The sequence below is a fragment of the Bradyrhizobium diazoefficiens genome (genome assembly GCF_016612535.1).
In the GTDB taxonomy this organism is placed as follows: domain Bacteria; phylum Pseudomonadota; class Alphaproteobacteria; order Rhizobiales; family Xanthobacteraceae; genus Bradyrhizobium; species Bradyrhizobium diazoefficiens_C.
Window position 1 is genome coordinate 1,565,491 of sequence record NZ_JAENXS010000001.1, and the last position, 23,783, is coordinate 1,589,273.

At 63.0% G+C, this 23,783-nt stretch carries 31 protein-coding genes; 6 read left to right on the plus strand and 25 right to left on the minus strand.

Going from position 1 to position 23,783, the window contains the following annotated elements; genetic code table 11:
• Nucleotides 1-29: 29 nt before the first annotated feature.
• From JJE66_RS07375 to JJE66_RS07425, 11 genes are all read right to left on the minus strand, one after another.
• Nucleotides 30-695 (minus strand): lytic transglycosylase domain-containing protein, encoded by a 666-nt coding sequence (locus tag JJE66_RS07375; RefSeq protein ID WP_200513494.1) that lies wholly within the window; start codon nucleotides 693-695, stop codon nucleotides 30-32.
• Between the two features lie 246 nt (nucleotides 696-941).
• A complete protein-coding gene (locus JJE66_RS07380) occupies nucleotides 942-1,277 on the minus strand; it encodes a DUF736 domain-containing protein (RefSeq protein ID WP_200513496.1) in 336 nt (111 codons plus the stop codon).
• Between the two features lie 35 nt (nucleotides 1,278-1,312).
• The gene (locus JJE66_RS07385; RefSeq protein ID WP_200513497.1) at nucleotides 1,313-1,858 is read right to left on the minus strand and encodes a S26 family signal peptidase; all 546 of its coding nucleotides are present in this window, start codon (nucleotides 1,856-1,858) and stop codon (nucleotides 1,313-1,315) included.
• A complete protein-coding gene (locus tag JJE66_RS07390) occupies nucleotides 1,855-2,373 on the minus strand; it encodes a DUF2840 domain-containing protein (protein WP_200513498.1) in 519 nt (172 codons plus the stop codon). The genes JJE66_RS07385 and JJE66_RS07390 overlap by 4 nt, the downstream gene beginning before the upstream one ends.
• Nucleotides 2,370-2,624, minus strand: coding sequence for a hypothetical protein (locus JJE66_RS07395; RefSeq protein WP_200513499.1), 255 nt, complete (start codon nucleotides 2,622-2,624; stop codon nucleotides 2,370-2,372). Before JJE66_RS07395 ends, JJE66_RS07390 begins: the two co-directional genes overlap by 4 nt.
• The gene (parA, locus tag JJE66_RS07400; RefSeq protein WP_200513500.1) at nucleotides 2,621-3,259 is read right to left on the minus strand and encodes a ParA family partition ATPase; all 639 of its coding nucleotides are present in this window, start codon (nucleotides 3,257-3,259) and stop codon (nucleotides 2,621-2,623) included. The genes JJE66_RS07395 and parA overlap by 4 nt, the downstream gene beginning before the upstream one ends.
• The gene (locus JJE66_RS07405; protein WP_200513501.1) at nucleotides 3,256-4,371 is read right to left on the minus strand and encodes a replication initiator protein A; all 1,116 of its coding nucleotides are present in this window, start codon (nucleotides 4,369-4,371) and stop codon (nucleotides 3,256-3,258) included. Before JJE66_RS07405 ends, parA begins: the two co-directional genes overlap by 4 nt.
• 14 nt (nucleotides 4,372-4,385) lie before the next feature.
• Nucleotides 4,386-4,637, minus strand: a complete 252-nt coding sequence (locus JJE66_RS07410) for an AlpA family transcriptional regulator (RefSeq protein WP_200513502.1) — start codon at nucleotides 4,635-4,637, stop codon at nucleotides 4,386-4,388.
• Nucleotides 4,638-4,837: 200 nt separating this feature from the next.
• Nucleotides 4,838-5,356, minus strand: a complete 519-nt coding sequence (locus JJE66_RS07415) for a DUF2285 domain-containing protein (protein WP_200513503.1) — start codon at nucleotides 5,354-5,356, stop codon at nucleotides 4,838-4,840.
• A 61-nt stretch (nucleotides 5,357-5,417) separates the two neighbouring features.
• Nucleotides 5,418-5,627 carry a transcriptional regulator domain-containing protein gene (locus JJE66_RS37905; RefSeq protein ID WP_246756124.1) on the minus strand — a complete coding sequence of 70 codons (210 nt, stop codon included), beginning with the start codon at nucleotides 5,625-5,627 and terminating at the stop codon, nucleotides 5,418-5,420.
• Between the two features lie 133 nt (nucleotides 5,628-5,760).
• Nucleotides 5,761-6,024, minus strand: a complete 264-nt coding sequence (locus JJE66_RS07425; protein WP_200513506.1) for a DNA -binding domain-containing protein — start codon at nucleotides 6,022-6,024, stop codon at nucleotides 5,761-5,763.
• Nucleotides 6,025-6,253: 229 nt separating this feature from the next.
• Here JJE66_RS07425 and JJE66_RS07430 point away from each other — a divergent pair, with 229 nt between their 5' ends.
• Both JJE66_RS07430 and JJE66_RS07435 read left to right on the plus strand, forming a co-directional pair.
• The gene (locus JJE66_RS07430; RefSeq protein WP_060910525.1) at nucleotides 6,254-6,487 is read left to right on the plus strand and encodes a helix-turn-helix domain-containing protein; all 234 of its coding nucleotides are present in this window, start codon (nucleotides 6,254-6,256) and stop codon (nucleotides 6,485-6,487) included.
• 155 nt (nucleotides 6,488-6,642) lie between these two features.
• Nucleotides 6,643-7,053: a hypothetical protein gene (locus JJE66_RS07435; RefSeq protein ID WP_200513508.1), complete on the plus strand. Its 411-nt coding sequence runs from the start codon at nucleotides 6,643-6,645 to the stop codon at nucleotides 7,051-7,053.
• Between the two features lie 104 nt (nucleotides 7,054-7,157).
• Here the strand turns inward: JJE66_RS07435 and JJE66_RS07440 are convergent, their stop codons facing one another.
• The 3 genes from JJE66_RS07440 to JJE66_RS07450 form a co-directional block, all read right to left on the minus strand.
• Nucleotides 7,158-7,484, minus strand: a complete 327-nt coding sequence (locus JJE66_RS07440; RefSeq protein WP_200513510.1) for a DUF736 domain-containing protein — start codon at nucleotides 7,482-7,484, stop codon at nucleotides 7,158-7,160.
• Between the two features lie 513 nt (nucleotides 7,485-7,997).
• Complete coding sequence (locus tag JJE66_RS07445; RefSeq protein ID WP_409362798.1) at nucleotides 7,998-8,516, minus strand: hypothetical protein; 519 nt, start codon at nucleotides 8,514-8,516, stop codon at nucleotides 7,998-8,000.
• Nucleotides 8,517-8,664: 148 nt separating this feature from the next.
• Nucleotides 8,665-8,832, minus strand: a complete 168-nt coding sequence (locus JJE66_RS07450) for a hypothetical protein (protein WP_200513512.1) — start codon at nucleotides 8,830-8,832, stop codon at nucleotides 8,665-8,667.
• A gap of 357 nt (nucleotides 8,833-9,189) precedes the next feature.
• Between JJE66_RS07450 and JJE66_RS07455 the strand changes: the two genes are divergently transcribed.
• Nucleotides 9,190-9,894, plus strand: a complete 705-nt coding sequence (locus JJE66_RS07455) for a hypothetical protein (protein WP_200513514.1) — start codon at nucleotides 9,190-9,192, stop codon at nucleotides 9,892-9,894.
• 45 nt (nucleotides 9,895-9,939) lie between these two features.
• Here JJE66_RS07455 and JJE66_RS07460 read toward each other — a convergent pair whose 3' ends face one another.
• From JJE66_RS07460 to JJE66_RS07480, 5 genes are all read right to left on the minus strand, one after another.
• On the minus strand, nucleotides 9,940-10,875 hold the full coding sequence (locus tag JJE66_RS07460; protein ID WP_200513516.1) for a DUF2493 domain-containing protein: 936 nt from the start codon (nucleotides 10,873-10,875) through the stop codon (nucleotides 9,940-9,942).
• A gap of 327 nt (nucleotides 10,876-11,202) precedes the next feature.
• Nucleotides 11,203-12,252: a toprim domain-containing protein gene (locus tag JJE66_RS07465; protein WP_200513518.1), complete on the minus strand. Its 1,050-nt coding sequence runs from the start codon at nucleotides 12,250-12,252 to the stop codon at nucleotides 11,203-11,205.
• 57 nt (nucleotides 12,253-12,309) lie between these two features.
• Nucleotides 12,310-14,397 (minus strand): ParB/RepB/Spo0J family partition protein, encoded by a 2,088-nt coding sequence (locus JJE66_RS07470; RefSeq protein ID WP_200513520.1) that lies wholly within the window; start codon nucleotides 14,395-14,397, stop codon nucleotides 12,310-12,312.
• A gap of 232 nt (nucleotides 14,398-14,629) precedes the next feature.
• The gene (locus tag JJE66_RS07475) at nucleotides 14,630-15,826 is read right to left on the minus strand and encodes a DUF932 domain-containing protein (protein ID WP_200513521.1); all 1,197 of its coding nucleotides are present in this window, start codon (nucleotides 15,824-15,826) and stop codon (nucleotides 14,630-14,632) included.
• 197 nt (nucleotides 15,827-16,023) lie between these two features.
• The gene (locus JJE66_RS07480; protein ID WP_200513523.1) at nucleotides 16,024-16,872 is read right to left on the minus strand and encodes a hypothetical protein; all 849 of its coding nucleotides are present in this window, start codon (nucleotides 16,870-16,872) and stop codon (nucleotides 16,024-16,026) included.
• A gap of 278 nt (nucleotides 16,873-17,150) precedes the next feature.
• Between JJE66_RS07480 and JJE66_RS07485 the strand changes: the two genes are divergently transcribed.
• Genes JJE66_RS07485 through JJE66_RS07495 form a run of 3 tightly spaced genes read left to right on the plus strand, consistent with a single transcriptional unit; the run spans nucleotide 17,151 to nucleotide 19,233 of the window.
• Entirely contained in the window at nucleotides 17,151-17,357 is a 207-nt protein-coding gene (locus JJE66_RS07485) for a hypothetical protein (RefSeq protein WP_200513524.1), read from the plus strand.
• On the plus strand, nucleotides 17,354-18,529 hold the full coding sequence (locus JJE66_RS07490) for a nucleoside triphosphate pyrophosphohydrolase family protein (protein WP_200513526.1): 1,176 nt from the start codon (nucleotides 17,354-17,356) through the stop codon (nucleotides 18,527-18,529). The genes JJE66_RS07485 and JJE66_RS07490 overlap by 4 nt, the downstream gene beginning before the upstream one ends.
• Nucleotides 18,526-19,233 carry a uracil-DNA glycosylase gene (locus tag JJE66_RS07495; protein ID WP_200513528.1) on the plus strand — a complete coding sequence of 236 codons (708 nt, stop codon included), beginning with the start codon at nucleotides 18,526-18,528 and terminating at the stop codon, nucleotides 19,231-19,233. The genes JJE66_RS07490 and JJE66_RS07495 overlap by 4 nt, the downstream gene beginning before the upstream one ends.
• Here the strand turns inward: JJE66_RS07495 and JJE66_RS07500 are convergent.
• From JJE66_RS07500 to JJE66_RS07525, 6 genes are all read right to left on the minus strand, one after another.
• The gene (locus tag JJE66_RS07500; protein WP_200513530.1) at nucleotides 19,206-19,988 is read right to left on the minus strand and encodes a hypothetical protein; all 783 of its coding nucleotides are present in this window, start codon (nucleotides 19,986-19,988) and stop codon (nucleotides 19,206-19,208) included. The genes JJE66_RS07495 and JJE66_RS07500 overlap by 28 nt on opposite strands.
• Nucleotides 19,960-20,646 carry a C1 family peptidase gene (locus JJE66_RS07505; protein ID WP_200513532.1) on the minus strand — a complete coding sequence of 229 codons (687 nt, stop codon included), beginning with the start codon at nucleotides 20,644-20,646 and terminating at the stop codon, nucleotides 19,960-19,962. Before JJE66_RS07505 ends, JJE66_RS07500 begins: the two co-directional genes overlap by 29 nt.
• Nucleotides 20,643-21,656: an ImmA/IrrE family metallo-endopeptidase gene (locus JJE66_RS07510; protein ID WP_210349643.1), complete on the minus strand. Its 1,014-nt coding sequence runs from the start codon at nucleotides 21,654-21,656 to the stop codon at nucleotides 20,643-20,645. Before JJE66_RS07510 ends, JJE66_RS07505 begins: the two co-directional genes overlap by 4 nt.
• A gap of 3 nt (nucleotides 21,657-21,659) precedes the next feature.
• Nucleotides 21,660-22,058 carry a helix-turn-helix transcriptional regulator gene (locus JJE66_RS07515; RefSeq protein ID WP_311979833.1) on the minus strand — a complete coding sequence of 133 codons (399 nt, stop codon included), beginning with the start codon at nucleotides 22,056-22,058 and terminating at the stop codon, nucleotides 21,660-21,662.
• Nucleotides 22,028-22,372 (minus strand): hypothetical protein, encoded by a 345-nt coding sequence (locus JJE66_RS07520; RefSeq protein ID WP_200513534.1) that lies wholly within the window; start codon nucleotides 22,370-22,372, stop codon nucleotides 22,028-22,030. The genes JJE66_RS07515 and JJE66_RS07520 overlap by 31 nt, the downstream gene beginning before the upstream one ends.
• An 88-nt stretch (nucleotides 22,373-22,460) precedes the next feature.
• Nucleotides 22,461-23,783 carry a hypothetical protein gene (locus JJE66_RS07525; RefSeq protein WP_200513536.1) on the minus strand — a complete coding sequence of 441 codons (1,323 nt, stop codon included), beginning with the start codon at nucleotides 23,781-23,783 and terminating at the stop codon, nucleotides 22,461-22,463.

Sequence of the window (23,783 nt, forward strand, 5' to 3'; positions counted from 1 at the left end):
GGACCCATGGTTTCGGCGAAGCCCTGCATTCATTGCGATCGTCCCGTTGTCGAGAGCGCGACGAATAGGCCTTCCGACTGCGGCGCAATCGCCGAGAGATCGTGCACTGGAACGGCAGCGGGTCTGTCGTGCGCTCGTCGATCAGGCGTCGCTGACGTGACAGCCGGCGGTCCGTCAGCGTGGTCGAAAAACAGCGGCGCCCGCGTCCAGGATGAACGAGAAGAGGCCGCGAGGAGAAGAGGTCCTGGTGCCCTCTCCGCATCGACAAAAGGGACGATGGCCGCAACATAGGCGACAGTCTCCGCCGGCAGCGGACGATCTCTATCGCGAAAATCCTCGTAGCGGCCGGGGCCTGCATTGTAGGCCGCAAGGAAGCCCGGCGAACCGTAGCGGTCGTGAAGCTCGCGGAGGAGGGCGGTGCCGGCAAGGATGTTGTCATGGGGATCGAAGGGATCGCGCCCGAGACCATAGCGAGCGCGCATATCCGCCCAGGTCCTGGGCATGAGTTGCATCAGACCGAGCGCACCCTTGGGTGAAACGGCGCGCCGCTCGCCATGGCTCTCGATGCGCATGACGGCGTGTATCCATGCTGCCGGAATGCCAAAGCGCTGCGCGGCTTCCGCCACATGGGTGGCATAGCGATCGTTCGTCGGTTGACCGCGCGCCGGCACTTTCTCTGCTGACACTGCCGGCATTGCCCCGCCGATCACCAGCAGGCCGGTAAGGAGGAGAACGGCAAGGCCCGCCGTGGCTCCGCCATTACGGCGCGGCGTCCTGCTGCCTACCGGCGGTGCGCACGGACCTCCAGTTTGACCACCGCTGTGCGCGGCGGCCGGTCGACGGTTGCGCGGACCGGACGGAAGAGACGGCTTTGCCGCGCGCAAGGGGATCGAGCTTCGATGCGCCTTGTCGGCGGCGTGCGTGACGGGACCCTGCATGCATCAATCCCGCTCGGCGCGCTGTGGCAGACGAGTCCAGTTCAGCGTCCAGACCGACTTGTCGTCGCCCGATTGGAAGAGATTGGCGCGGATCGGCCGCGGCAGCGCCGGGTCGTCAATGATGAGCGAAACGTACTCGCCGGCCTTTTCGCCGGTGCGTTTCCATCCTGCGCCGATCTCTGGACCCTCCGGGTCTCCGAGGCGGATGCGGTAGTCCGGCGCGTTCTCGGCATCCGAGGATTCGGCTGGGGTGAGGATCAGAATCCGCTCGAAGAACAGCGTTTCAACGCGTCCGGTGAAGGTGGACTTGTCGCGGGTGAACTGGCCGATCTGCGCCATGGGAGGCCTCCTTACTTGGCGGGTTGGGAAGCAGGTCAATGGGTGGCGGCGCGCCAGACGAAGCGGCCGTCACCGGCCTCGTCGGTCCAAAGCGGGACCGCGCGCGCGGCGATCGAGCTGACGGGGAGCGCGCCGAAATAGCGGCCGTCCAGGCTGTGCGGGACGGTCGGGTTCATGAGGAAGACTTCGCCCGGCTGGAGGGTGTGGCAACCGCTCCAGCGCGGCAGCGGACGGCCGAGATGGTCGCGATCGTGTGCGGCGCCGACATCGACATGATCGACGGTGATGGCATCGCCGGACCGGCACACGGTTTGCCCTGGCAGCGCCATCACGTGCTTCAGCAGCGGCACACCTTTTGGAAGAAAGCCTCCATCGGCGAGGACGTTCGCGATGGGCTCTGGCAGCCGCACCACGACCAGTTCGAGAGCATGCAGCCGTCCCAGCGGATGCAGCGCGTAGAGCCCAATCGGTGTGCTCGCGGTGGCGTTCCAGATCAGCCGCGGCATGGGATGAACGAACACCAAGCCGCCGGCGACGAGCACCGCAATGTACGTCGCCATGACGTAGCCAAATCGGGTCATGGCGTGACGCTCCGGCGCTTGAGCCAGGCGACATGTTGCTCGCGCGTGTACGCGCGCGGCACATGGTCGGCGGCGAGACGGTTGTGGAGATGTCGCCAGTATTCGGGGGCGGCGTCGGCCGGATCGATGGCGAGCGCCTCGATGGCGTCGATCGCCTGCAACACGCGCTCGACCTTCGGCCAGCTATCGACGCGCAGGAGGATGTCGCCGCCGGGGCGGACGAATGGCAGCGTCTGATAGCGCTGACCCGCCTCCACGGCGCGCACGATGTCCATGCGCGACACGACAGTGCCATAGTCGTTTGAGGCCCAGCGGACGAAGCCGAAGATGCTGCCGGGTGCAAAACTTGAGATGCTGCGGCGACGGTCGAGGATCTTCTCTTCCGTACGACGGCCGAAGCGCAGCCAGTGCTCGATCCGCTTCTCGATCCAGGTCAGTTCGACATGGGTGAACGCGACCTCGCGCCGATGGGAGGGCGGCACGGTGCGCGGCGGCAAGGCCTCATTGTCGTTCATGACGGCTCTCCGGTGTCTGCGGGGAACTCTCGCGCCAGCAATTCGCGCAGCATGTCGGCGACGGTGACGCCGCGCTGGAACGCGACGACCTTGATGCGGCCGCGTAGCGCCGGCGTGACGTCGATGGTCAGACGCGCGGTGAATGCGGCCCCGTCATCCACGCGGCGCGGCGGTGCGTCGCTAGCCTTGATCCAGCTTTCGGGATCGCCGGGACGCGAAGCGAAACCGCGCTTGGTGGAGCGCTCGCTCATGGCGCGAACCTCGCAACTTCAGCAGCGAGAGCTGTGATCTCGCGGGCGGCGGCGTTCTGCTCGGCGAACTCGAAGACGAGCCGGCCGGACTGCGCGGCGTCAGCGAAGACGACGCGTTGGCCGATGGTGCTGGCGAGCACCGGCGGGTCGTGATCGGCAAGAACCTCAGCCGTCTCGCGGGCGATGATCGTGCGCGCACCACAACGGTTGAGCACAAAGCGCGCGGCAAGCTGCGGACGATAGATGCGAGCCTCGCGCAGCAGATCGAGCATCTCGGCCGATGCCCAGCCGTCGAACGGCGACGGCTGCACGGGGATCAGCACCAGATCGGCGGCAAGCAGCGCCGAACGCATCAATCCGGCGACGCGCGGCGGTCCGTCAATGACGACATGATCGGCGGTGCGGCCGATCTCCGGCGCCTCGCGATGGAGCGTGTCGCGCGCGAGGCCAACGATGCCGAACAGCCGTGGGACATTCTCTCGCGCCCGCTGCTGCGACCAGTCCAATGCCGAGCCCTGCGGGTCAGCATCGATCAGCATCACCCGCTTTCCGCGCAGCGCCCATTCACCGGCAAGGTGCAGAGCGAGCGTGGTCTTGCCGACACCGCCCTTTTGGTTGAGCACGGCGACAATCATCGCTCGCCTCCCGTCTTGCGGACGAGAAGAGACCGAGATGATTGGCTTGGGTGCTTGGTCGACGGCTCATTGCGGACGTCGGCGCTATCCGCAGGACGCGCGGCCCCACTACAACAGTTAGATTCTAAGTTAGACTCTAAGTTAAGACCCGGAATCTCGTTTTCCGACCAAAGCGCTAGTTGCGGTTCACGCGTGCGAAGTCCCGATAGGGCTGCGTGCGGAATCCCGATACGGTTTGCGTGCGAAGTCCCGAGCGTTTCCACAGCACTGTCCACAGGGGCGGTGGATAGTTTGGCCGGCACGATACGCAGCAGCTCGCGGCGCGCCTCGCGCTCGACGCGCAAGCGATAGCCTGGCAACGGCTGGCGCGCGGCGATGCGCCGGATCTGCAGCGCGAAATCAGACACACGCACCAGGCTGCCCGACTTCGCGTGGAGGTGCGCGACCTCGAACAGCCATCCTCTCGGCTGGCGGCCGGCGTGCTTGCGGGCGACGCGGTAGAGCCAGCGTTCGATCCCGCCCGTCAGGCTGAAGTAAGCAGGGTCAATCGTGAGAACGAGCGAGCGATCGATGACGCCGCGATAGAACCAGTCGGGGAGAACAAACTCCATGCCTTCGATGCGGCCGTCGCGCCTTGCGCATTCCTCCCATTCGTTGATCCAGGAGAACTGATGACGCCGCCAATGCTCGCCCTGCCGGATGGTGGTACGGATGACAGTCGCCTGCAAGCGGGCCAGACCTCCCTTCAGGAGCTTGTAGTCGCGGGCCCCGGTCTGCCGCCCGACGGCGGTCAGAAGCTGGTAAGGCGTGAAGCGCAGGAAGCGCGAGGTCTTCAGACCGAGGTTCTCGGCCTCGACAATCTGGCTGGCTGCCCAAATCAGGACATCGGCGTCCCAGATCGTCGCCATGCCATGCTCGGGAACCGCATAAACCTCAACGCGGATGTCGCCGGATTCATAATGGATGGGCGTCGTCCGCTTGGCCTTGGCGAGCGAAAAGAACGGCCGCTCCATCAAGTCGCGCTGGTCGCGCGGGCTGGCGTCCCCGGTAGCGACAACGAACGGGTCGAGCTTGCTTCGCTCGCTGGGCATGATGAGGCGGCGCGACGACATGACGAGCGTTGCCTTCAGCGATGCGCGTTGCCGGCGGCGCGGGCCTCGACGTAGCGAGGGTCGGACGTTGACGTACAGGCGGCCTGATCGGCCCAGGCTTCGAGATCGCCGATGGCATAGACGACGCGGCCGCCGAGCTTGCGAAAGGTCGGGCCATTGCCGTGGCAGCGATATTTCTCGAGCGTGCGCGGCGAGATGCCGAGAAGGCGCGCGGCCTCGGGGGTGCGCACGTAGCGCGTGGTGAGCTGCGCGGTCCGGTCGAGCATGGGAGATCTCCGTCTTGCCTCGAAGCGCCGCGGCCAAGTCGCGGCATGTGGCGGCCAGAGTGGCGGAGCGTTCAGGCGTCGGGGGTGGACGAAAATCTACGTACGTTTGTGTCCCCCCCCACCGTCGCAACCCGGCGAAGCCGAGCGCTACCAGGCGCGGGTTAACTCATCAGGTCGATGGCTTTGAGGGATCGAGGTGCCTATCGGAGGCCGCGCAGGAGTTTCAGATAACCCCCTTCGACCAAGGCTCTCGAGTCGTGAATGAGCCGGTTCGCCTTGCGGCGGGCATGCGAATCCTTCCACTCGACTGAACGACGTTGGGCGTGGTCGGAGGCAAGCACCTTTGCGGCGACGTCGCGCGGGCCGCCGCCCAGGTCGAGGACGTCGGAGGTGTGAAGGAGCTGGATCAATCGCCGTTTCTGAAACGACGTCAGCCGCAGGGCCGCCGGCAGAAGACTGCTGCGCTGGCCAGCAAGGCGGCGCGCGAAGTGTAGCGCTACGTCGGCCCGCAGTTCGCCCATGCCGTCGAGCGGCAGAAGCACGGCAGGGCGGCGCGCCGCCTGCTCGTCACGCAAACGGACATGAAGTTCACCCGACCCGTCCGCAATCACCAGCTCGCGACCGTCAGCATCGGACAGTTCGAGAAGCGACTGCCCGAAAGCGCTGCGATCAATCGAACGGAGGGTACCGAAGCCCGGCGGCGCGGGCTCTAGGATCAATGTTCCCGGTGATGCCTCGGGGAGCCAAATGGTTGGCTCGGGTCCTACCGGAGAAACTGGATCATGGGCGACACCGCAACCTCCATCGATGTGCGAAACTCGTTCGGATGGTTTCGGAATCTGCGCCGTCGTGCGCGATCAGGCGCTCGGTACGGGCGAAGTCGCGGCGGTAGTCGGCATTGCGCCGCAGAAACTCGAGAGCAAAACCTGGGCGCTCAAGGCGATTGAGCCGTTCGATCGTTTCCGGCGAGCGCCAGTATTGAGTGGGCATGATGTGTGACCTCTTCTTTTTATTCTGCCCTCCTGCAGGAGGAGACACACCCACGATCCGGAAAGTCGGCTCGGCCGGCTAGACCTTGAGGTTGCATCACGTGAGATCGCAATTTGCGTGACAGGGGTGCAGTTCACTGCATCCGCGGCCGCAGAAGGTCCCGATACCCGGCATCCGACATCCATCGCGCACGGGCGAGATGGCTGTCGTGTACGATTTTGGCACGGTCCGGTTCGCGCGCAGGATCGAGCCCGAAGATCACGCTGACGACTTCCCGCCAGTCAGCGCCCTCTTCTTCGGCCATCAGCAACCGAACATAGATTGCAAGATGTTTCTCGTCGTAGGCGTTGACGCGGTCAGTTATTGGCGGCCGGTCCTGAAATGGCGCTTCGTTCATTGCAATTGCCCCTCAGCATTGATGCAGCGATAGAATCCCTCTAACCCCGAAGCTTTACAAGCTGTGAAATCGTCACGCGCGAATTCTGCCGTGATGCGTAAACTGCATCACGCCCCTCCCCGGAAGTAGCAAACTGGTCCAAACCGGGAAGAAACGACTAGCACATGGCGATACGAATCGGAACGATCATTCCTGGAACGATCGTGCCGATGCAAGTTCCCTCGTCGTCATGGATCTCAAGGAGGTCATGGCGGTCAATTTGCGTCGGATACGTCATGTGAAGAAGATGACGCAGGAAGAGTTGGCCGATGGCGCCGGACTAAGTGTCCGTTATGTCGGCGCAATTGAACGCGCCGATGTGTCGGCGAGCGTCACGGTGCTCGGCCGCATCGCGGAGGCGCTAGGCGTCGAAGCGGCCGATCTCGTTAAACGAACGGCTGCTCATCCTCATCGGGCTCGATAACGAGTTGTATTTGTGGGCTGCCACAACTCTGCCATGTTGAGAATCAACTCTGCGTTTCGTCACGCATAACTTGATAGGCGCCCTCACATGATGCCGGTCTCATTCGAACTGCGCACGTTAGGGAAGTGCATGTTGAGTGAGATGGAATAAGCTTCATGACCCTCTACGAGCATTTGCCAGTCGACATCCGCGAGACGGTTGACGCTCTGGTGGTGGAGCTCAAACCGCAATCTTGGCCAACCCGGTTTGTCGCACTGATCGGGCTGCTCGGTGAGAAGTTGGAGGCCAGGACCGAGCGAGAGCCCTGGAATTTGATCCAACAATGGACGGCCTTGGTCACGGCAACGTTGGAGCACTTGCAGCCCGACAGTTCGGTCGTCGAGTGCCTGGGGCTAATGAGCATCAGCTTCAACGATCGATGGCGCGCCCAGGCACTCGGCCAGATCGAACGGGATCCCACGGTGCTGGATCGTTTGATCGCAATCTGCCCCGACTGGGGAGACATCGTCGATAGCGTGTTGGAGGCCAATCAACGCCGGCCGATCAAGGCAGCACGCGCCCGCTGATCGCAATTTTCCCCCTCCTTCGCAGTCACCGCAAACGAGGTGTCGCTATTCTCGAGCTTTGCGATGCCCCGCCGGATCTGCCGGGCGGGGCATCGCGGGTCGGTTCAGTCGCCATTCCGACGGCTTGGGCGGGACCAGATCAGGCTGAAGCCCTCACCTTCTTCATCAGCGAAGAGGTTGGCGAAGATCGGAGCGGTAAAGCTCGGATCGTCGAGCTTGAGGCCGAGATAATCGCGGCCCTCGTTGGAACGCTTGGACCAGGCTGCCCCGATCTCCACACGACCGACATAGATCCGGTGGCTGGGGGCGTTGTCGCCTGAGCGGCTGGTCTCGGGGACGATCCGGACGTTCCTGGCCTGAAGCGAGAGGGTGACGATTTCGCCGTTGAACTCGTTGTTGCCGATCTTCTTGAAGGTGCCGATGGTCGCCATGGTAGTTCTCCTTGATCTCTGTTTTCGAGCCCGCACCTTGCGGCCTCGATGGTGATCGACAGGCCGTAGGCGATCGACGGCGCACCTGAAGGGCTCGACAGCAAAGGAGGAACTTTCTTGTCTCGCGAGGAATGACGGCGGAGCCGGCAGGGGAAGAAAGTTGTGACGCCGCTGTTGCGCCTTAGGCGATCGAGGCTTCAGCCGGCCTTCGGCCAGATCCACCCATCGAAGAGGCCGTTTGGTGCGCTCGGTCCGAACAGAGCTGACATCAAGGAGAACTTGGCGATCCTCGCGTCCTGCCAAGTTCGGCAAGGGAATTCGGCGGAGATTGGCTCCCGCGCTGCCCGGCGACGGACGGATCTAAGTTTCCGCGACTGCACCTGAGCAATACGCCTATCGCCTCGAGTTGTTGCCCGTGTTCGTGAGACGTCACCGCCTGACCACCGCAACTCAACAATCGCCAATAGCTCGGCCACCCCGCGATGATTCGAGCCTCGACGCTCGGGCCGCTCTCTATTTGATGTCGAAGATGAGCACCGCGAGCGCTCTGGGCGCCCGATCTGGTCCCACCCCACCGACGGCCGCTATGGTATCAGCCCTGCCCCAAATCCCGTCCGCCTGCCCCGGGTACGGCCATGGCCGTAAAGCGGAGAACGCCGTAATGGTGACTGCGGTCGCGCCAACGATCGCGAAGATCGCTTGCCAGGTGGGCGAGGACATCGCCATCTGGGCAATTCCGTGCGTCGCGCTGTACCCGGCGACGGTGGCGGGCGCGATATAGAGGAGGAGGATCAAGAGTCTAAGCCAAGTCCATGGCACGAAGGCGAGTGCGAGTTGGCCAATGCAAATGGTTGCACCACCCGCCATAAGCCCTGCTGCGGTGCCCCCGAGTACTCCAGCGCCGGTGTGGAAGGTCCAGATGCCGATCGTCAGGCCAACAGAGAGGGGCAGTGCGAAGACAGCGAGCGTGAACAGCAACCAGCAGAAAAAGCCGATACCGGCGACGACGAGCAGTGGTCCAAAGATGATCATGGCGGCGGTCTCCGTGAGATAAAGATCTGACGGTCGCGCCTTCCACCACCACCACGGCGCATGCATGAGTATAACGGAAAACAACCACGATCGGGAGCGGAAATCCCAAGGGAATTCCGCAGCCCGTCGCGCGTAACGATCCGCCCCTTCACGACTGGAAAGGATCGAATTCGAATACGACGGCGTCTTGATCGCCGTCGTATTCGGCGGCCGGCATGACGCCGTATTCGCCTGTGCCGGCCTGGAAGATGACGACGCAAACCATGAGCGTGTTGGCGAGGTTCCAGCCGTTTGCGAATGCGAGTGCTTGAGACATTGATCCGGCTCCTGTGCGGCGCGGGGACCATCCCCACGCGACAAGCGCCCGACGTGTCCGGCCGAGGGCCGCAATCACCGCGCAGGCGGAGACGAAGCGGCGGCACGCATCAGCGTAAGCCGACCCCTTGTGGGTTGATGGCGTCAGGCACTCGGCTGGACCAAGGATCAGCGCCATGGAAGCGGGATGGTGTCCGCCGGCGGGAGCCCGGTTGTCAGGGTCGCGTGGCTTTCGGCTGGAACATCATTGCCGTCACGGTGCGACGGCTGATCGGCTAGGATGAATTGTGAGTCGACGCGCGGTAGTGGCCGTCGCAATCATTCGAGCCTCAACAGACCAAAAGTAAGGTAACAAGGCATGGGAGAGATCAACATCCCCCGCGATCAACAGAATGCTCTCAATGCGATCGACGACAACGAGCTGGACAGGCTTGTCGATCAGGCGATCCGGGAAGAACGACTGGGTGATCTGAATCGGCTGCCTCTCACAAGCTGCGGTCCCTACATCTCAAAAAAGCTCCATTACTTCGAACAGGCACTAGCGAAATACCGCGAGGCCAAGGCACCACGAAAGCGCGCGGAAACCGGACACACTCTCCAGCGCGCGGGCAGTGATTTATCCTTCGCGGTTGATGCCATGAAGCGACGAATGGAAGAGGAACAGAAGGAAGGGCAGGTCTTCTACGTCGATGACCAGATCGTGCCGCCTTACCGCTTTGACAAACGCCTGAGTGTCAGAGTGAGCTATCGGTGGCGCCGGACCGTCGATGACGAGTGGACGTTCGGCAGCATAACGTTCGTCCATGACGTAGATCTACGTCCCGACTATACGACCCCGGTCCCCAAGCGAAAGCCGAGCGCCGCCAAGCAGGAGCAGGATCGGCAGAACGAATTGTCTCAAACATGGCAGCACCTGATGAGAGGGGCGCTCTATTCGGTTAGGGACTATTTTAGAGAAGGTGGTGACGGCGACAAGATCCCGGACACGTTCCAGGCGACGATCGATTCGTATACCCGCGGGCTGAACAATTATAGCACTCAGTTCTGGCGCCAGCAGCCATGAACTCTTTCGCCTATCCTGAGGAGTGAAGGTGGAAGCGGGCGGCGCTTACGCGCCGACCGTGCCGAACCTCCAGACCGGGATGCCGAGCTTCCTCGCCTTGTCGGCAAGGTTGTCCTGGATGCCGGTGCCCGGGAAATGCAGGACACCGATCGGCAGCACCTCCAGCATCGCGTCGTTGCGCTTGAATGGTGCGGCTTTGGCGTGTTTCGTCCAGTCGGGCTTGAAAGCGATCTGCGGCACCTTGCGGTTGTCGGCCCACTTGGCCGCGATCAGCTCGGCGCCCTTGGGTGAACCGCCGTGTAGTAACACCATGTCCTGGTGCTTGGCGTGGACCTGATCGAGCTTCGCCCAGATCAGCCGATGATCGTTGAAATCGAGCCCGCCAGTGAGCGCCACCTTTGGCCCTGCCGGCAGGAGCACCTGGCTGTCGGCGCGCTTCTTCGCCACGAGGAAGTCTCGGCTGTCGATCATCGCCGCGGTCAGGTTGCAGTGGTTGACCTTCGACCCGTTGCGCGGTCGCCAGGTTGAATGGGTGTGGTGCTCGAACTGGTCGGCGGCTTGGTCGCGCATCAGCTCGAAGGCGTTGCGCCGTTCGATCAGCGTCTGACCTTCTGCCGTCAGGCGCTCCAGCTCGACTGACTTAACCTCGCTGCCATCCTGCTCGCGCTGCGACCGTTGCTGCGCCAGCTCGTTGTCGTCGAGTTCGCGTTCGATCCGGTCAATGGCCCGGTGGAAGACGTTCACCGTCGACCAGAGCAGGTCTTCGAGGTCAGGTTCGAGGCGGGTGTCGGCCAGCGCCAACACGAGGGCGTCGAAGATGTCGGAAATGCTGCCGGCAAGGATTTGCGCTTCGGGGAGCGGCCTGGGATCCGGCTCGTCGTGGAAGGCACGGTAGCCATAGAGCTGGAGTTCATGGAGGACCTGGTCGGTCGGAGATGAGCTGTGGTGCGGTTCGAAATCGTCGTCGTTGTCGGGGGTCATCGCGGCTTTCCTTCGTCGGATCGGCCGCGCCCATCGCGGCCTTCATGGCGACGAAGGCGGCGGGCGGTCCGGACCTGCACCCGCAGCGAAGCGGAGGGCCGAAGCGACAGCGAAGGATGGCGAAGGCCGGCGATTTTGCTTCGCGATGGAAAGCGGCCGCAGGCCGCGCCGGAAAATCGTTGGCCGCAGCCATTGCCGGTCCGGGCCGCTTGCTGCCCGATCGCCCTCTCAGAAGGCCGTGGACGTGGTCCTCTCCGACGCTGAGGGAAGCATGACCACCGGCCCTACGGTGACGACGCTGCCGATCCGCCCCCCATCCGGTTCCGGTTATGCCGTCAGCTCCATGAAGCGGGCAACGTCCTGCGTCGCGATCTGAATCCGGCTCGCGGCCCGAAGCACGTCGATCCCGAGTAAGCGCAGATCCTCGTTGAAGTCGCCGAGCCGTGGCGAGATCACGATCGACTCGATCCCATCCTCCTGCGCGCGGTCGATCAACGTCGCCATCGCGCGGTCGCCGGCGGGATCGTCGTCACGAGCAATGTAGAGTCGCCGCAGCGTGTCCGGGAACAGGATGGCGGAGAGATGCGCCGCCGAGAGGGCCGCGACCATCGGCATGGTCGGCAAGACGCGTCGGAGGGACAGCATCGTCTCGATACCCTCGCCGGCCGCCATCACCTCGCCCGCCACGCCAAATCGAACGGCGTGACCGAGGAGATCCCCTAGCGCCCTTCTCGGCGTATCGATCGGCGCCTTGCCGAGCGTCGCCTCAGTGAAGCCGCCCGGATCGAGCCAAGTGCGGTGCGCACCGGTGAGATGGCCCGAGAGGTCGGTGACGGAGGCGATCATCGCCGGCCAGGTCTCGGTCGGGCTATGCTCGTCCGGCCGGTAGTAGCAGCGTGGGTGGAAGCGCAGGCTTCCGGCTCCGTGCAAAGCCGTAATGCCGCGATTGCGGAGATACGTTTCTACGAGAGTACGAGAAATCGGCTGCGACATGGTGAACAGTCGCCGTGCCGCCTCCGGGGATCCGGTCGGAGCGCTTTGTGTGCGTGATCGGGGGCCCGGCTCCGGTTCGGGATGCGGCAGACTGAGGAACGAACGCGCCTCGTCGGCGACGTCCTTGAAGACGAGCAGGCCGCAGCTTTCGCGGATCACGTCGAGCAGGTCGCCATGCTCGCCGGTGGCGGCGTCGGTCCATTTGCCGGCCGGCCCTTTCGCAGATTCCTTGAGCCGGACGAACATCGAGCGGCCCGGCGTATTGCGGACGTCGCCTACCAGCCAGTAGCGGCCCTCCCGTCGGCCGGCGGAGAGGTAATGGCGGCACACGGCCTCGGCTTGCTGCCCAAGGCGTTGTGCGAGATCACGCACAGTATCGGCCATGATGGTCCTCGAAAGAAAAGGCCCGCCGTCTCCGGCGGGCCTTTTTGCGCAGGGCAGCTATTCGGCTGCGATCATCGGCTCGCCGGTGTCGTCATTCTGAGCGGCCGGCTCGTCTTCGTCCTCCGGCAGTTTTTCGCTGGGCTGCTCTGGAGTTTCCTCGGTCGCAGGCGCTGGCGCCTGGTCGCCAGAGGCGAGGCCCAGCGTGCGAAGCGGTTCGGGCAGCCAGCGGGTGTTGGCCAGCAGCGTTTCCGCCTCGGCCGCCATGTCGCCCTTCTTCAGATGCTCGATCCGATCGGCGGCGCGCTGACCTTTCGCGTGCGCCACCGCCTGCAGGATACGGGCCTTCGTCACCCGGCCGAGGAAGTTATCCACGGTCGGCTTCCACCCGGCGGCCGCCATGTCGAGGTCAACCGCCTGCGCGAGGCGATCGGCATGGGCGAACGCCCGCGGGCGCCGGTTCCAGGGTTCGCACACGGCATTCACGGAGAGGCTGACGATGTGGGCGAACAGGCCCGCCTGGCTGTCGCCGTCCCACTCCTGCAGCGCGTCCCAGAGGTCGGCAGACTCCTTGGGAAGCGCCTTCGCCCAGCTCTCGTGGCGCGCCCGGATCGCCTCGGCCGATGCGCTGTCGTTTAGCCCTGGCGCCTGTGTGCCGAAGCTGACGCTCTTCAAATCGAGTTCGAGGCAGCTATCCGAGCCGTAGTGGTAGAACGTCTTCAGCGTGAGGACGTGCAGGGCGGCGAGGAAAGCGACATCCGGCCGCTCGCCGAGCGCGTGGCGGAGGCCGAGCGTGCGATGCGAGGTCAGCTCGGTCATCAGCCGGTCGGAGATGGGCGACAGACCCTCTTCCTCCTCCGGTTCAGCTATGGCCTCGGTGGCCACGATGGCCTCGGTGCCAACAGAGCTGGCGGCGATGGCTCGTTCGTCCTCGTCATCCGCGGACACGTCGGACTCGGGCTCGGCCGCCAACTCGTCCTCCGGCCGGATATAGCCGCGCTCGACGCGAAGCTGGCCATCAGCGCCGATGCTCACGAAGGCGCCGGCGCGGGCGACCTCGGCGGTGTCGAACACCAGGGGCCGGGTCTCGAAGCCCTCCAGCGCCGTTTCCAGCTCCGACAGGCGCTCGTCCACCTCGTCCGGTAGTTCGTCAGCGTCCTGGTATTCCTCGGACAGCCGGTCGAACTTGGCCTGGAGCGCGTCCCGGGTCGCCTCTTCCTCGGCCGTCAGCGCGGTGGTCTCGCCCCGGAGCTGGCGCAGACCAAAGGCATGGCCGTAAGCGAAATCGGACGCGACCTCGATCCACTTCCAGCCTTCGGCAGAGACCGCATCCGACTCCACCTTCAACTTGTCGGCCACCATCTGGTCGACCAGCGGGACATCCTGCAGCCAGCCGCCATCGTCGCCCTGGAACAGGTCGCGCAGCACTGTGCCGCCTGCCGCCACGTAGGCGTCCACGCCGATGAACTGCACCCGCTTGTCGGAGGCACGGACCGCGCCCTCGGTGAGCATGCGCCGGATGGTGTAGGGCTGCTTGTCGTAGGAGGCCTTCAGCCGCTCGAAGACCTGCTCCTGACGCTCGTGGTCGCCGGAGACGGTGAAGGCCATGAGTTGGTCGAGCGTCATGCCGTCCTCGGCATAGACGTCGAGCAACGCCGGCGAGACCGACGCCAGCTTCAGGCGCTGCTTCACCACGTTAACCGAAACGAAGAACGCGGCGGCGATCTCCTCCTCGGACCGGCCCTTCTCGCGCAGTGCGAGGAAGGCGCGGAACTGGTCAAGCGGATGCAGCGGGGCGCGCTGGACGTTTTCGGCGAGCGAGTCCTCCTCGGCGATGCCGCTTTCGCGGACGATGCACGGCACCGGCGCGGTCTTGGCGAGACGCTTCTGCTTCACGAGCAGCTCCAGCGCTCGGTAGCGCCGGCCACCTGCCGGGATTTCGAACATGCCGGTCTCGACGCCGGCCTGATCGACGACCGCGCGCACACTCAGGCCCTGCAGCAGGCCGCGACGGGCGATATCGTCCGCCAGCTCCTCGACCGAGACGCCGGCCTTCACGCGCCGGACGTTCGACTGGGAGAGCAAGAGCTTGTTGAAGGGAATGTCGCGCGAGGGCGAGAGGGTGATCTTCTGAACGGTAGTCGCCATGGGATGATACTCCGCGACGAGCGCCGAGAGCCTCTCTCTCGGCATCAACTCGTCACGAAGCGCAGCGCCGCCCTCTTCCTCTGAGGGCAGCGCCGCGGAACCGACGACCGGGAAAGGAGGAAGCGCCGGTCACTTCCAATCAGCGGGTCTTTGACTCCCAATTAGCCGGAGTCAGGCCGGGCTGCGTTGAAAGCCGGAAACACGCCGTTCCGCATATCCGGCTCTCCGGGAATCAGGCTGCACGGTCGAGCAGCTTCTTCGCGCGCGCCTCAAGATCGAGCCGAGCGTCCTGGTGGGTCTTGTCGCGCGCAACGGCGGTGATGCCCTGGACGAAGTCGAAGACGCTCTCAGGTTTGCGCCCTTCCTCGGCCAATACGGTCTCGATGATCCTCGCCGTCTCAGTCTTCGAGAAGCCGCGCTTGCGCAGAAACTCGCTGCGGTCATCGTCGGTGCGGGCCACGATCTTTTCCCGGGCGGCCCTGATACCGTTGACGAAGGGCACCGGCGAGGAATTGGCGAAGCGGGTCAACGCTGGCGCAGCCTCATGCGCGAAACGCGAGGCGGCGTATTTCGAGTGGCGGATGGTGATTTCCTCGAAATCTTCGACGCCCCAGAGATTGCGGTTCTGGCAGACGGCGCGGAGATAGAAGCTCGCCATGCCGAGCGTCTTAGCCCCGACCTCGGAATTCCAGCAATAGAAGCCGCGGAAGTACAGGTCGGGCGAGCCGTCGGGCAGCCGCCCGGCCTCGATCGGATTGAGGTCGTCGACCAGGAAGAGGAAGACGTCGCGATCGGAAGCGTAGAGGGTCGTGGTGTCCTGGGTGACATCGACGCGTGGGTTGTAGATGCCGGTCGACCAGTCGAGCACGCCCGGCACCTTCCAGCGTGTGTCGCCCGTGCCGTTCCCGGCGATCCGCTGCACGGCGGAGACCAACTCTTGGTCGAAGATGCGGCCATAGTCCGGCCCGGTGACGGCCCGCAGTTCGACGCGACCGTCTTCGATCTCGAGCGTCTTCACCTGCTCGGCACGATGCGAGGTCAAGCCGTATTGGAGGTTGATGCCAGCCAGCGGCGCCGGAAGCTGCCGCAGATACGCAGCCGGCGCACCGACCAGACTGGCGAGCTGACCAAAGCTCCAATGGGTCGGCGCGATTGGCGCATCCGAGCCGGGCAGCATCAGCGCCAGGCGCTCTGCGTCGTCGCGGCTCGCCTCCACCCGGATCGCCGCGCTCTCGACGGTTCGGGTCCGGCTGTGCTCGGTCCGGTCGCGCACGGCGGCGTAGAGATCCGACAAGGACAGATAACGCTCATCCGCCGGGCGCGAGAACCATTCCGAGGATACGCGGCCGACGCGCTCGCCGCGGGTCACGTCCACCTTGTAGCCGCCGACGCGGTCGCGGGCGGCGCTGAGAATTTCGACTTGGGTCATGGGTCATCTCCACGACAGGCGCCGGAGGCCTCTCCTCCAATCTTCAACCCGTCACGGCGAAGCCGATCCGCCCTCTCACTCTAATGGGGGCGTTGCGGGGGTGTCCCCGCAGAAGGGGGGGCGTCGGCGACCGCGGCGCCGACCAGGGGGAAGGCTTTCCCCACAATCCCGCTTCCGTATCGGCGTAAGCCCGATTGTTAGCCCGAGCTGCTCCGGAGCGGATTGTCATCGGAGAACCGGGTCCTATCTGGGAATTTCGCAACGAAGCGACCCGGGAATGTTTTCATCCCACCGAGCGCAGCGAGTAGGTGATGAGCCCGCCAAATCGCAACGCCAGTCATGTAGCGATAGAAAGATATGACCTCTGAGTTGTCCGGTGCATCGGCAGCAGGATAGAGATATTGCGTCCCGAGGCCGTTTGGGTGAGAGATCTCGCTCAATTTGTCGTAAGTCTTGAGCAACGAGGCTTCGCCTGTGAACGCCTCGGTTGGATTCGGTCCCGACATGCTCCAAAGAAATGGATATTTATTGACGAGATAGGACACGTAGTCGACGTCGGTGGCTTCTAGCTCACGAAGTGCGTCATTGATGTGGATGGACTTGATCTTTGCTTCTCCGAGCCTGGAGCCTGCATAGAACCGGAAGAATTGCGTCTCCAATCGAGCAAAGTCCCCGTCAGCCAAGCTTTTCTCCATCTTGTCGATGAAGTATCGACCCATGGCGATCGTTTCAACGAGCGCTCTTGCCAGAATTACTGCCGGGACGACGCGATCCGCCTGCACCAATGCGCGCATGCTTTCAATCAAGTCGTGCGCACGTTTGGGGTAACTGTATGCGAGCTCAATGATTTCGTATGTTACTAGGTTCGGCGAATCCTCGGCCGTCCAACGGCGCCGAGCCCATTCGGCGATGTCGTGAATGATTTGATTTAATCGTGCATCTCGGATTCCGAGGACGTCGCCCTTCATCATAGCGCTTATGATCGAATCCTTGTCCATTTCGGGCCCTTCATCGGTCATATGCTCCCCCTCTTCAGTATTGCGCATCTTCTGAGCGCTCCGCGCGACCTTCTTTCATCTGCCGTCCCGTGTCCTGACCTTGATCGCATCTATATAGAGATCAGGGATATAGAGGTTGTGTGTGCGTAGCCCCTTAGATAGCTCGCCGCTACGGCCGGGCCTATTGTCACATGCGTGACCTGGGCGCTGCGGCCTTGCAAGAGGAGCCGAGCTTTTGGAGTCGCCGGCGGATGTCGACGTCGGCATGCAGGAATTCACGATTTCATCATATGGTGGTTTCATGAAATGTAGGATATTGTGATTTCATGAAGGCTGCCGCTGCGCAATCCCCCAGCGAGGTTGATGAGTACCTGCAGATCCAGGTGCCGTCGGTTACGAAGCACCACCTCGGCATTCGGGCCGCGGAGGCGCGCGAGCCGATTCGGGTCGTCGTCCTCCGTGCGCTGAAGGCGTATGGCGTGACCGTCCCCGATGAAGCAATCTCCGACCGTCGAAAGAAGCGGCCAGCATGACGGAAGAGTTCACTCCGCTTACCATTCAGGACTATGTCGCGCAGGCGTTGACCACCGATCAGCGAAGCGACAGCGGTTCGCTCACGTTTCCGCTGCTGGGTCTGTTTGGCGAGACCGGCAGCCTGCTCAGCGAGGTCAAAAAGAAGCAGCGAGATCGAGCTTCGTATCTCGGCTATGCAGGTGCGGTCGTTGAGGAATTGGGCGACGTACTTTGGTATCTCACGACGGTTGCCGCGCGCGGAGGGCTGTCTCTCGGCGATATAGCTGGAAATCTAAATCGGGGATATGCGGACTGGCAGCGTGCGCCTGATGGCCTACTTTCATTCGCTTCCCTCCAACCCCCAATAATGACTCGCAGAGCGGAGCCGACACCAGCATTCGAGAAGACACTGCTCCAGCTCGCGGGCGAGGTCGGTTTGCTGATGACCGACCACGAAGCGGGGCGCCTGACGAATAACCAAGCGGCTTTGGCAGGGCGCCTTGTCGCGATCATGCGAACCTTGATTCAGGCCGCGAACGAAGCGGGCGTGACGCTCGAGGCGGCGGCGGTCAAGAATCTGAACAAGATATTCGATCGGTGGCCTCGCGAACGCATCTACCCAGCACCGCTCGACGAGTCCGCGGAAGCTGAAGAAAAATTGCCCCGCGACCTCTACGTCGACGTGTTTGAGCGTAAAGTTCGCGGTCAAACCTATGTATTCCAGCGTTGCAACGGTCTGAACATCGGCGATCGGCTGACCGACAACGCCATGACGGCCGATGACTACCGCTTTCACGACGTCTTTCATTACGCCTATGTGGCGGTTTTGACTTGGTCGCCCGTCATCCGCTCTCTCTTCCGACTCAAGCGCAAGAGCGATCCCAAGATCGACGAGGCACAGGATGGAGCACGCGCCACGCTGATCGAAGAAGGCGTAGCGACGTGGATTTTCGGGCAAGCCGTGGCCCTGAATTTCTTCGCTGACGTCAAGGTTGGTGAGTTGCCGTTCGACATGCTCAAGCATATCCGCCAGTTCGTCGCCGGGTATGAAGTGGAGCAAATCCCGTTGTGGCTTTGGGAAGAGGCGATCTTGCAGGGCTATGCCGCTTTCCGCTTCCTGCGCGAGCATCGACGCGGGCGTCTCCACATCGATACGAATAACCGTCGCCTGACAATCGAGACACTGCTTTGAAAACGCCGAAGTCCTTTGCCCAAGCCCTCGCCGAAACGCACCTACCTTCGGTGTTCAATCCCTACGCCGATTGTTGCTCGACTTATGATCGAGCAGATGCCGCGCGCGTCCGGCGGCGGAATCTTGTGCGCTGTCTGGATGCGGCCATAACTGCGCGTGTCGACACGATCTGGATCGCCCGCGATCTGGGCTATCGTGGCGGCCGCAGAACGGGCGTGCCGCTGACGGACGAGGTCCATTTGGGCCAGGCGGCGGCGCTGATGGGCGGCATAGCACTGGATCGCGCGACAAAAGGTCCGGTGGTCGCGGAGCGGACCGCGGCCATCGTCTGGAGCGTGCTAACTCGCATCGGCGAGCCCGCCGTGTTGTGGAATATATTTCCTCTTCATCCGCATGAGGCGGATGACCCGTTCTCGAATCGTTGCCACACAAGGGGTGAGCGCGAAGCCACGTGGCCATTGCTCACGGCTCTCATTGCAATGATCAAGCCGCGCCGGATCGTGGCAATCGGCCGCGATGCCGGCATGGCGCTAAACGGCCTCGACATAACGGTCGAGATCGTGCGCCATCCAAGTTATGGCGGCCAGGCCGAGTTCATCTCGGGCGTCAATCACATCTACGGTGTCGCGGCCGACGATGACAATCGACAGACGCTAGAGCTTCCCTTCTCCGGCACTCAAGCCGCGAAAGGCGCTGCTGCCTGATCGAACTTTGTGATCATCGCAGTAATGTCGGATCGGCTGGCAGGCTTTCCGTTGCGACGGGGTTGGTCGATTTCGGCATGGGTGGAAATGACGGTAAGCGCGCCGACCTTGAGGCCCGCCTCATGAGCGACAAAGTCCATGAGGCGGCCAAGACCAATCAGGTTTCCCAGCAGCTTTTCGATATAGAAGTGATTGCGATACATCGCGGTCAAGGTCAGCGTCTTTTCCGCGCCAGGCATGATCTTGAAGCTCATGAAACTGAGGCACTGTCCGCCATAAGGCGAATTATCGACATCCCTGACTGGATCGAACAGTGACAGCTCGAACTTGTTTAGGGCCCGCACGTCCTCGTTTTTCAGACGTTCGACGATATCCCAGAGCTGATTGGGCGCATCACCCTCGGCCACCGGATATTGAATCATGCGCTCGAAATAGTAACCAGACCAGCGTTCGCTTCGCCGAACCTTCTTCAGAATATTGTCGCGAAAAATATCGAAGAAGGCAGGTGCGCCGTACCGGCGATAAAGGCCGGCAGGAAAGATGGTGTTCGCCACCGTCTCCACCGACTTCTCGCAGTCAGACAAGAACTCGTCTACGATCGCGACACGTGGGTTAGCCAGCGTCGCATGAGCGACTGGATCCGCGATATCGATGATGACATTGTAGGCCGCGTGGCCTGGGCGACCATCGACGGCGCGCACGGCTTCGCGCCAGGCGCTCGCGCAATCAGGCTGCGATGGGATCGGCAGGTACATCGACCTCCTCCAACAAGGTTGCGGCCGCATAGATGCGTGAGCCAAGGAACCGTTCCGTAAGCCAGCCGTAGCCCGCGTCACCCCAGCTCGGCCCCCAACTATTACGCACCAGGACGGCACGCTGGCCGTCGACCTTCCCGTGGCCGACCGCGACGACAGCGTGGCGCCGGTCAGGCTCCGGTTGCTCGCCGGGCGCGGGATTAACGACACCTTGCGGGTTCCGTTGATAGAAGGCGCGCGACAGCATCGTCAGCACGATCACGGGGCGCCTTTGATCCAGTTCCTGGATGATTCGGTCGATCGAGTGGGTAGCGCTTGCGCCGTTACGGCCAAACAGCTTGCCGATCTCGCGCGGCGGCGCCCATGACGCTACGTCCGCCGGTGTTGCCGACAGATAGGGCCAGCCGCTCTCTTCGGGTTGCCCGTCCTTGCGGAGCGCCTGCAGCATCGAGGACAAGAGGGCGCCGGTGTTCGGCGCTCGGCCGGCGCGCCGTTGCGCTTGAAAGAAGGCATACTCGCATGACAATGGCGCCCAACCCTCACGTAGAGCGGCGTGCGCATCGCTCGCGGCGAAGGCAAGGCAAGTAGGGCGCGCCCCTTGATTGCGGGCAGGGCCGAAAGAAGCCCGCAAATCGACCGAAATCGTAATGTCGCTCATGCGGCCTCAAGCAGCCTTCGCCGTTCGGCGCGCGAAAGCCCCTCTTGCTCAGGGCCAGTCAGATCGACATCTACGGCAAGGGTCGCAAGCGGCGGATCAGGATCCCATGGTCGACGTTCGTCGATCGCGAGCCGTCCGCGATAGGTGTCCGGTGGCGTTGCCGTCACCCGCCTGATGACAGGGCCACCGACACCATCGGCGTCAATCGCCTGTAGGTCGTCGCGGACGACGGCGAATCCGCTCTCTTTGAGCTGATCGATGTCCCAGAGGTAGCCTCCGCCGCTATGTTCTTCGAGCCGGAGGACAAACAGATCGTTGCGGCTGCCGTCGATGCGCGCTCCTGCGTCGCGCTCGGTGAGCAGCCAGACGTCGCCGCGGTAGTCTTGCGGCTGGTAGGCCTCAAGCAGCGCGACTTTCATCTCACGCGGCTGGGTCTGAAGTAGCTCCCGCGCCTGCGTCGGCTGGATGAATCGGTGGCGGGCGAGCGTCCAGCAAGTCGCCTCATAACTGGCGCCGATCCGCAAAGAGAGCTGGTAGACCGCGCTCGGTCGCCGAAAATCCGGAACGGTCCAGCCCTGGCGCGCCGCATGCCAAGCGACAAGCCAGCGGGGCATCATGAACTCGACGGCGAACGCGTCGGCCTCAACCTCCTGAAAGTCGCCTGTCGGCTGCGCCTGCAACGGCATCCGTCGCAGAATGCTCTCGTCATCAAGGCTGGGCTGATGCTGCATGCGAAAGTGGCCGAGCTCATGAGCCGCGGTAAACCGCTGAATGCTCATCGGACGTTGGGTCGTAACAAGGACGCCGGGTCCAGGTTCGCTCAGATAAGCACCAAGGAGCCCTTGCAGGGGCCGTACAAGCAGCGGGAGGTCCAAGGCATGGATAGCGGCGAAGATGTCGACGTTGCCCCCGGCCGCCTCGATCTGCTGACGCAAGTCAAGCTGCTGATGCAGCCGGGCCGCGGCCATCGTGCCAGCGCGAACGGCGCTCGGATAATCCGCGGCCACCATGGATCAGACTCGTGCCGCGCGCGACCGAGCGCGCAGATATTCGGCGAAACGTCCGAGTTCGCTGCGGTCCTGCTCGGACAGGTCCGCCGCCTTTCGCGCCAGATGGGCCACATCGATCGGCAAGCTCGCAGCAGCGTCTTCCCCGGTGAAATAGCCCACCGGCTGACGGTACAGCTTGGCAAGCCGGGCGAGTTCGATCGCCTCGACGCGGCGTTGACCATTCTCGATATCCGTCAGGGCGGTTCGTGGAATCTTCAAATAGGTTGCGACCTCTTCCTGCTTCAGACCGAGATACTTGCGCGCTTCACGTAGACGATCGCCCAGGAGCCGGCGGGCTTCGTCATCGTTGTCCGGATGAACTGCGAGTTCAGTCATGATTTCGCTCCTTTCTTCTTCGTCCACTCTTTCTCCAAACGAGGCAATAGCTGCCCGAGAGCGCTGTCGACCGAAGTGTAACCGCCTGCCCGGACGACGCTTTCAGGCAGCTCGAATCCGACAATCGGTTCGACCGCGCAAAGGATCGAAACGACCACCAACGAGTCTACGTGAACGGACGCTTTGGAGATGTCCGCGGGCACCGAGGGCAGAGCCATTCCCCTAATCGACGCCTCGATCTTCACGGCCTCGATCAATTCGTCGCGCAGTTTTGCCTCGACGGCAGCCATGGGGAATGGCGCAATCTTAACGGGCGGCGGGGCGAGTGTGGTGGTTGCCATCGCTGTGTCTTTCTAGGACCCGTAGCGAATATAATGTCTGAATTTCCGACATGCAAGTGGTTTCGAGGCCCTTTTGGGCCGGTCCCAGCTAGCGCCCGATGCGATGCAGTCGAAAGAGCTTCTCGAAGAAATCGGTGATCCTCGATTCGGCCCCGTCGCCGACTAGCTCATTCGCGCCGAAGCGATAGATCTCATACCCGGCAAGGCGCAATTCCCGGTCAGCCGACACCATTTCCGCATAGACCTTCAACGACGCCTGGTCCTTCTCTGAGAAGTGGTGCTTCCCATCAACCTCTAGGACGATGCGTTGGCGCTCGGGGAGGAGGAGCAAGAAATCCATGCGCTGCCGTGGAAGCGGCAGGCGATGGCGCAAGGTCTTCACGACAGCGGGGTCATAGTGAAGATAGACCTGCGGCAGGAGCGCCGGCAGTGCATCGCCAAGGCCTGATCGATAGACCTTGAAGTACGTGGCGAAGAGTTTTCGCTCGGCTTCTGACGCCAATGATTTTTGCAGGCGCGCACCAAGATTTGCCGCGTCGGCCCCTGAAGTGACCGCGCGCCACCACGCCACGAGCTCCGACCAGAGAAGTCCGTTTGGGCTGATCGGCCGGTCATAGACCAAGCAGCTCTCCTCACCAGAGAGAATGACGATGTCGTTGTTGATAGCATCGGCGAAGCCAATCTCGGGCTTCGGGCCTTGGGAAGCGAAGATCAGGTTGTTGGGTCGGCCGTCTACTCCGCGCACGAGGGAGCGGAAGACGAAAATCGGGTGACCGGAGAGTTCGCTTTCCTGCGCCAACTCGTATCCATCGCGCGAAAGGATTTTGTTGAGGGCGGCGACCGTCTGCAATTGCTCCTTCCCCGATCTTGAGAGGGGGTGAACAGCTTCCTCGAGCAACGCGCCGAACCGTGCTCTGGAGCAGTCGAATGCGCCGATTTCGCCGAACAGATATTCAACCGACCAATCACCGGGATTACGATCCATGTGCTGCGCGATCTGATCGCGCAGGCTTCGACCGCTGCTTCCGAGGAAATCTTCAATGGGCGTGGAGAGAGGGAAATATCGTCCGACCATCTCCACCGTGCCACGCTCGCCGGCTAGGTCATCTCCGAAGGTACGCGCGACGTCGCGCCGGGTGATGTGAGTCAGAGGCGGGTCGCTAGCTTCTAGCACCTTGCGTCCGGCTTCGTCGAGGGGGATGTCTCCGCGCTGAGCCGCGAACTTCAAGGCCAAGCGCGCCAGTTCCTCCTCGGTAAAGTTGGCGAGCGCCAGCTCGACGCGTTGCCGCTTTGAGAGACCTTCACCCGTCGGGACGACGAGGCCGGCGATTCGCTCCGGTGCCTCACTCAGCTCCGCGTGGGTCATCGGCTGCAGAACGCCGGCTATAAGGCTATGGAGGTCAGCAGCCAT

Coding starts and splice junctions, on each gene's coding strand:
- JJE66_RS07430 (WP_060910525.1), top strand. CDS start 6,254: ATGGATCTCAAGGAGGTCATGGCGGTCAATTTGCGTCGGATACGTCAT.
- JJE66_RS07465 (WP_200513518.1), bottom strand. CDS start 12,252: ATGGCCGATACTGTGCGTGATCTCGCACAACGCCTTGGGCAGCAAGCC.
- JJE66_RS07445 (WP_409362798.1), bottom strand. CDS start 8,516: ATGATCATCTTTGGACCACTGCTCGTCGTCGCCGGTATCGGCTTTTTC.
- JJE66_RS07485 (WP_200513524.1), top strand. CDS start 17,151: ATGAAGGCTGCCGCTGCGCAATCCCCCAGCGAGGTTGATGAGTACCTG.
- JJE66_RS07500 (WP_200513530.1), bottom strand. CDS start 19,988: ATGTACCTGCCGATCCCATCGCAGCCTGATTGCGCGAGCGCCTGGCGC.
- JJE66_RS07380 (WP_200513496.1), bottom strand. CDS start 1,277: ATGGCGCAGATCGGCCAGTTCACCCGCGACAAGTCCACCTTCACCGGA.
- JJE66_RS07390 (WP_200513498.1), bottom strand. CDS start 2,373: ATGAACGACAATGAGGCCTTGCCGCCGCGCACCGTGCCGCCCTCCCAT.
- JJE66_RS07505 (WP_200513532.1), bottom strand. CDS start 20,646: ATGAGCGACATTACGATTTCGGTCGATTTGCGGGCTTCTTTCGGCCCT.
- JJE66_RS07460 (WP_200513516.1), bottom strand. CDS start 10,875: ATGACCCCCGACAACGACGACGATTTCGAACCGCACCACAGCTCATCT.
- JJE66_RS07490 (WP_200513526.1), top strand. CDS start 17,354: ATGACGGAAGAGTTCACTCCGCTTACCATTCAGGACTATGTCGCGCAG.
- JJE66_RS07435 (WP_200513508.1), top strand. CDS start 6,643: ATGACCCTCTACGAGCATTTGCCAGTCGACATCCGCGAGACGGTTGAC.
- JJE66_RS07510 (WP_210349643.1), bottom strand. CDS start 21,656: ATGGTGGCCGCGGATTATCCGAGCGCCGTTCGCGCTGGCACGATGGCC.
- JJE66_RS07470 (WP_200513520.1), bottom strand. CDS start 14,397: ATGGCGACTACCGTTCAGAAGATCACCCTCTCGCCCTCGCGCGACATT.
- JJE66_RS07395 (WP_200513499.1), bottom strand. CDS start 2,624: ATGAGCGAGCGCTCCACCAAGCGCGGTTTCGCTTCGCGTCCCGGCGAT.
- JJE66_RS37905 (WP_246756124.1), bottom strand. CDS start 5,627: ATGCCCACTCAATACTGGCGCTCGCCGGAAACGATCGAACGGCTCAAT.
- JJE66_RS07455 (WP_200513514.1), top strand. CDS start 9,190: ATGGGAGAGATCAACATCCCCCGCGATCAACAGAATGCTCTCAATGCG.
- JJE66_RS07410 (WP_200513502.1), bottom strand. CDS start 4,637: ATGCTCGACCGGACCGCGCAGCTCACCACGCGCTACGTGCGCACCCCC.
- JJE66_RS07480 (WP_200513523.1), bottom strand. CDS start 16,872: ATGCGCAATACTGAAGAGGGGGAGCATATGACCGATGAAGGGCCCGAA.
- JJE66_RS07475 (WP_200513521.1), bottom strand. CDS start 15,826: ATGACCCAAGTCGAAATTCTCAGCGCCGCCCGCGACCGCGTCGGCGGC.
- JJE66_RS07405 (WP_200513501.1), bottom strand. CDS start 4,371: ATGTCGTCGCGCCGCCTCATCATGCCCAGCGAGCGAAGCAAGCTCGAC.
- JJE66_RS07440 (WP_200513510.1), bottom strand. CDS start 7,484: ATGGCGACCATCGGCACCTTCAAGAAGATCGGCAACAACGAGTTCAAC.
- parA (WP_200513500.1), bottom strand. CDS start 3,259: ATGATTGTCGCCGTGCTCAACCAAAAGGGCGGTGTCGGCAAGACCACG.
- JJE66_RS07385 (WP_200513497.1), bottom strand. CDS start 1,858: ATGACCCGATTTGGCTACGTCATGGCGACGTACATTGCGGTGCTCGTC.
- JJE66_RS07375 (WP_200513494.1), bottom strand. CDS start 695: ATGCCGGCAGTGTCAGCAGAGAAAGTGCCGGCGCGCGGTCAACCGACG.
- JJE66_RS07520 (WP_200513534.1), bottom strand. CDS start 22,372: ATGGCAACCACCACACTCGCCCCGCCGCCCGTTAAGATTGCGCCATTC.
- JJE66_RS07450 (WP_200513512.1), bottom strand. CDS start 8,832: ATGTCTCAAGCACTCGCATTCGCAAACGGCTGGAACCTCGCCAACACG.
- JJE66_RS07525 (WP_200513536.1), bottom strand. CDS start 23,783: ATGGCTGCTGACCTCCATAGCCTTATAGCCGGCGTTCTGCAGCCGATG.
- JJE66_RS07425 (WP_200513506.1), bottom strand. CDS start 6,024: ATGAACGAAGCGCCATTTCAGGACCGGCCGCCAATAACTGACCGCGTC.